Origin of the sequence: Streptomyces sp. NPDC005899 (assembly GCF_040629645.1) — a bacterium.
Classification (GTDB): domain Bacteria; phylum Actinomycetota; class Actinomycetes; order Streptomycetales; family Streptomycetaceae; genus Streptomyces.
Genome location: NZ_JBEXWB010000411.1, coordinates 1 through 5,108, shown reverse-complemented (window position 1 = coordinate 5,108; position 5,108 = coordinate 1). Strand labels below are relative to the sequence as shown.

The following is a 5,108-nucleotide window of genomic DNA, read 5'->3' as shown; positions in this document are numbered from 1 at the left end:
CCGGAGACGTCCTTGCCGGCCTCCGCGGCCCCGGAAGCGCCGCCGGAGGCCTCCGAGGCGCCGCCGGGCCCTTCGGAGGCGTCACCGCGCGTCCCGCCCTCCGCGGGCGACCCGGAGCCGCCCGCGCGGACCTCCGCGCCGTCCTCCGCGTCGTCCCTGGCGTTCTCGGCGAGCGCCACACGCCCCGTCCGGGACGCCTGCGCGTCGCTGTCGGCGCCCGCGGGGTGCGGAGCGCGGAAGACGGCCGTCGCCGTATCCGTCGCGGCGCCCGTCCTGCCACCCCCGGCACTCGCGCTGTCCGCCGCGGCGGCCGGTTCGCGGAACACGGCGAAACGCGGATCGCGCTCCTCAGCCGTCCCCGACGACTTCCGCTGCTCCGACTTGTCGGGCTCGCCCGCCACCGATGCCTCCTTCATGCGCCGCGGGGACATGCCCGCACTGTCCGAACCATCTACCAGTGTCCTGTGTGAACCCTTGGCCGGGCTGCTAGACGAGAACGACATACCTAACGGTTCCCTTACAAAGCACCCAGGCACCCTCGACAGACCAATGTGAGAGGGGTCACCCTGTCACTCATCCACGCGGGGAGGCATGGATGGGCAGGAGCCGCAGAACAATTCCGGAGGAGCTTCTGCTGCTCGCTCTGGACCCGACCACGGGTACCACAGCGCAGCCGCAGTCGCTCGACCTCGGCCTGGCCGGGGCACAGCTAGTGGAGCTGGCTCTGGCAGGACGGATAGCCCCTGACGGGGATCGTATCGCCGTGGTGATGCCACGGCCGACAGGAGATCCGACTCTGGACTCCGCACTGGAACTGCTGCGCCGTCGCGGCAGCCCGGTCCGGGCCGTCCACTGGATCGGCGGGCCCCGGCTGGGACTTCGCCAGATCTACCTCGCTCATCTGGAGCGGTGCGGCATGGTGCATGCCGTGGCGGGCCAGATGTGCGGAGTGCTGCCGACGACTCGCTACCAGGCGACGGACACGGCGATCAGCCGGGACATCAGAGCCCGGCTGGACAATGCGATCCGCACCGGCGTACCGCCGGACCCGCGGACCGCGGCGCTTGCCGCGCTGGCCCACGCGGTCGGACTCGGCAAGCACCTGTACCCCGGGAACGAGGGGCGCTCATCGCGCTCCCGGCTCCGGGACCTGATCAGACACGACCCCATGGGCGGCCTCGTGGCGCATGCCGTGATGGACGTCCAGAACGGTGTGGCCGTCCAGCCACGCCGTAATCAGCCGCCGGCCGGCGTGCCGTTGCAGTCGCAAGCGCCGCAGGCGCACCACGGCAGCATGGCGCACACCTCCGTCCACTGAGAGCACGACCGCGCGGACACTTGCGCGGAGCACCGCACACCGCCGCACCGACGTCCCCATGACCCGGTTCGGGAGCCGCACCACGCGCGGGGCAGCCGGATCCACCGGCTGCCCCGCGCGCTTGTGTGTGGCTGTTTCCCAGCGCGCCCGGGGGCCGGGGTGGCAATCTGCTGAGCAGCAGACACGCACAGCTACAACAGCTGCATAGCCGGAGGTGCCGTTCCCGTGCCGACCAACGTCAATCCCACCGTCCGGCGACGCCGGTTGGGGCAGGAGCTGCGCCGCCTGCGCGAGATCAAGGGCATGACGGCCGAGGAGGTGGCGGAGCGGCTGCTCGTCTCGCAGTCGAAGATCAGCCGGCTGGAGAACGGCCGCCGCTCCATCAGCCAGCGCGACGTCCGCGACCTCTGCGGGGTGTACGAGGTCGACGACCACCGGATCGTCGACTCCCTCATGCAGATGGCGAAGGACTCGCGACAGCAGGGCTGGTGGCACGCCTTCGGGGACATCCCGTACAGCGTCTACATCGGCCTGGAGACGGATGCGGAGTCCTTGCGCGTGTACGAGCCCCAGGTGGTGCCGGGTCTGCTGCAGACGCGGAGTTACGCGGAGGCGCTGATCAACGGGGCACTGCCCGAGGCGCCACCGTCCGACATCGAGAAGCGGGTCAACGTCCGCGCCCGCCGCCAGGACCGCGTCAACGCCCCCGAGCACCCGTTGCGGCTGTGGGCCGTCATCGACGAGTCCGCCCTGCGCCGGCTGGTCGGCGGCAAGCAGGTCATGCTGGAACAGCTCGAGCACCTCGTCGAACAGTCGCATCTGCCCCATGTCACCGTGCAGGTACTGCCGTTCGACATGGGGGCGCACCCGGGCATCAACGGCCAGTACGCGATCCTGGAGTTCCCGGACGCGGCGGACTCCAGCGTCGTCTACATCGAGGGCGTCACCAGCGACCTCTACCTCGAGAAGGCGAACGACGTCCAGCGGTACAGCGTGATGTACGAGCACTTGCGGGCACAGGCGCTGAACGTGGACCAGACCCGGCACTTCATCGGCGAGATCGCCAAGAGCTACACGCGCTGACCCTCTCGCGGCGCGTGCCGGGCACAGCCCGGAAGGGGTCCGTGACAGCTGCCCGGGGCCGGTGCCGCGGCAGCCTCAGGGGCCCTGCCCGCGGGGCTCGCGCTCGCGGACGCCAGGAGCCCGAAATGACAGGCGTCCGGCGGTTATGCCGCGATGTGCGCCAAGCGAGGGCGGGACGATACACCGTCACTGCCTGGCGGCGGAAGAGGTGTATGGAATATGCCATCCGGTCGAGTGAACGGCTCCGTCATGGGGCGAGGTTGGCGAGTAGCGTCGATCACGCCGACGGGAACGAGGTTGGCGCCGACCCATACACCTCTCTGAACCGGAGTGAACATGGCTATTCTTCAGGGTGCTACGGAAAACTGGACGAAGTCGTCGTACTCCGGCGGCAACGGGGCGTGCGTGGAGGTCAAGTCCCCCGTGACGCAGGCCATTGCCGTGCGCGACTCGAAGGCCCCCGAGGGTCCTTCGCTCAGCTTCGTGTCCGACGCCTGGAACACCTTCGTGCGTGACGTGGCGGCGGGCACCGCCACCGTCTGAGCGGCGGGCGCCGGCCGTGTGCGCCGGCCGCCGCGCGTCGCGCCCAGGAGCCCTCTCGACCGGTCCGCCGTCCTGGCCGAGGGGGCTCGGCCCGCCGCAGATCCGGCGGCGCCCGTCGGCGCCCCGCTCCTCCGTACCCCGCAGCAGTCCGGCATCCCCGGACCCCAGTCGCTCAGCCCTCTCCTCTCTCCGGCCGCACGGGACCCGCATCCCGTGCGGTCGTTCTGCGTTCCGGGGCGCTCCCCGCGCCCGCCTCCAGCTCTGCACAGCCCTGACGAAGTGCCCGCTCATCGTGTGGCCGCGGTCACGTTCGCGACAACGCCCCCCAAGGTCAAGAAACCGTAAAATCGTTCGTCTTACTGATCCGCGTTCACATCCCTGACCGAGAAAACCTTGACCGACGGACCGGGCAGGCGGTTCAATCCCGGGAGTCCCCTTCCCGCACGGGGCCCCGCGGAACGGCCGTACTGACGAAGTGGCTTCCCGTTCACAAGGCGGACCCCTGGAGGGGGCATGAACAGTCTCGACTGGGCCGTGCTCATCGGCTACTTCGGTGTGATGGTCGCGATCGGACTCTGGTCGCACAAGCGCGTGGACAACGTCAGCGACTTCTTCACGGCCGGCGGCAAGATGCCGTGGTGGCTGTCGGGCATCTCGCACCACATGTCCGGCTACAGCGCCGTGATGTTCACCGGTTACGCCGGTATCGCGTATCAGTACGGCGTCACGTCCTTCGTGACGTGGTCCCTGCCGATCGCCATCGGCATCGGTATAGGCGCCAAGCTCTTCGCGCCCCGGCTCAACCGGCTGCGCTCGCGGCTGCACGTCGCCTCACCGCTCGAATACCTGAAGAACCGCTACAACATCCAGACCCAGCAGGCGCTGGCCTGGTCCGGTCTGCTGCTGAAGATCGTGGACGTCGGCGCGAAGTGGGCGGCCATCGCCACGCTGCTCTCCGTCTTCACGGGCATCAGCCTCACCCAGGGCATCTTCATCACCGGCGCCATCACCGCCGTCTACTGCACCGTCGGCGGCCTGTGGGCCGACGCGCTCACCGAGCTCGGGCAGTTCATCATCCAGCTCTTCGCCGGTGTGGCCATGCTGGTCATCGCGATGAGCAAGCTGGGGGGCTTCAGCTCCCTGTGGACGGTCTGGGACAAGCTGCCCGAGGGCCACACCAGCCCGACGGCCGGCCCGTACACGGTGACGTTCCTGCTGGCGTACCTCTTCATCAAGACGTTCGAGTACAACGGCGGCATGTGGAACCAGGCCCAGCGCTACATGGCCACCGACTCGGCACGCTCGGCGACCCGTTCGGCCCGGCTCTCCGCCGTCCTCTGGCTGGTCTGGCCGACGGTCCTCTTCTTCCCCATGTGGGTGGCCCCGCTGCTCGTCGAGGCCAAGAAGCCGGACGCCTCGGACAGTTACGCCCTGATGACCGAGCAACTGCTCCCGCACGGTCTGCTGGGACTGGTCGTCGTCGGCTTCTTCTCGCACACGATGGCCATGTGCTCCTCCGACGCCAACGCCATCTCGGCCGTCTTCACCCGCGACATCGCGCCGGTCTTCTCCAAGGCGGCGCGCAACTGGAGCAACCGCAGCGGCCTGCTGGCCGCGCGGCTCTCCACGCTGGCCTTCCTCGGTCTGTCGATGGCACTGGCGACGCAGATCAACTCGCCCACGTTCAAGGACATCATCTCGGTCGTCATCAAGTGGGTGGCCGGGCTGATGGGCCCCATCGCGATCCCGTTCATGCTGGGTCTGCTGCGCGGGTTCCGCAGGTCGGGCCCGACCGCGGCGCTGACCAGCTGGGCCGCGGGCCTGCTCGCGTTCTACTTCACCAACTACAACTTCGACGGTTCGGTGAAGACGAATGTCGCCCTGCAGTACCAGGTGGCGCTGCCGCTCGCGATCTCGCTGGTGCTCTACATAGTGATCGGCTACATCAAGCCGGAGGACACCCCGGAGCGGGACGCCCTCATCGAGCGGATCAACACGGACGACGAAGGCCCGGCGGCCGGCGCAGCGGCCGCCGTCCCGGCCCAGCAGTCCGGTCCGGAGGGCACGGTGGTCCCCGGGGGGATCAGGGACTGACCCGCGTGCCCGCGCGGGAACGCGGGCGGGTCGGCGGTACCCCGGACGGACGCGGGCGGCACACCGGTGC

General features: G+C 69.4%; 4 protein-coding genes and 1 pseudogene. 4 read left to right on the top strand and 1 reads right to left on the bottom strand.

The annotated features are described in order from the left end of the window. Window positions 1-431 (bottom strand): annotated as a pseudogene (locus tag ABZ371_RS28795) (D-alanyl-D-alanine carboxypeptidase); the annotation flags it as partial. A 164-nt stretch (window positions 432-595) separates the two neighbouring features. Here ABZ371_RS28795 and ABZ371_RS28790 point away from each other — a divergent pair. The 4 genes from ABZ371_RS28790 to ABZ371_RS28775 all read left to right on the top strand — a co-directional run bounded on the left by ABZ371_RS28790 (window position 596) and on the right by ABZ371_RS28775 (window position 5,038). Next, on the top strand, window positions 596-1,318 hold the full coding sequence (locus ABZ371_RS28790; RefSeq protein ID WP_358684972.1) for a GPP34 family phosphoprotein: 723 nt from the start codon (window positions 596-598) through the stop codon (window positions 1,316-1,318). 225 nt (window positions 1,319-1,543) lie between these two features. Continuing rightward, a complete protein-coding gene (locus tag ABZ371_RS28785) occupies window positions 1,544-2,401 on the top strand; it encodes a helix-turn-helix transcriptional regulator (protein WP_358684970.1) in 858 nt (285 codons plus the stop codon). A gap of 336 nt (window positions 2,402-2,737) precedes the next feature. Continuing rightward, window positions 2,738-2,944 (top strand): DUF397 domain-containing protein, encoded by a 207-nt coding sequence (locus tag ABZ371_RS28780; protein ID WP_358684968.1) that lies wholly within the window; start codon window positions 2,738-2,740, stop codon window positions 2,942-2,944. A gap of 513 nt (window positions 2,945-3,457) precedes the next feature. Continuing rightward, the gene (locus tag ABZ371_RS28775) at window positions 3,458-5,038 is read left to right on the top strand and encodes a sodium:solute symporter family protein (protein WP_358684966.1); all 1,581 of its coding nucleotides are present in this window, start codon (window positions 3,458-3,460) and stop codon (window positions 5,036-5,038) included. The last annotated feature ends 70 nt before the right edge of the window (window positions 5,039-5,108 follow it).

Excerpts from the sequence above, each read along its gene's own strand:
- ABZ371_RS28780 (WP_358684968.1), top strand. The coding sequence starts at position 2,738 with ATGGCTATTCTTCAGGGTGCTACGGAAAACTGGACGAAGTCGTCGTAC.
- ABZ371_RS28775 (WP_358684966.1), top strand. The coding sequence starts at position 3,458 with ATGAACAGTCTCGACTGGGCCGTGCTCATCGGCTACTTCGGTGTGATG.
- ABZ371_RS28790 (WP_358684972.1), top strand. The coding sequence starts at position 596 with ATGGGCAGGAGCCGCAGAACAATTCCGGAGGAGCTTCTGCTGCTCGCT.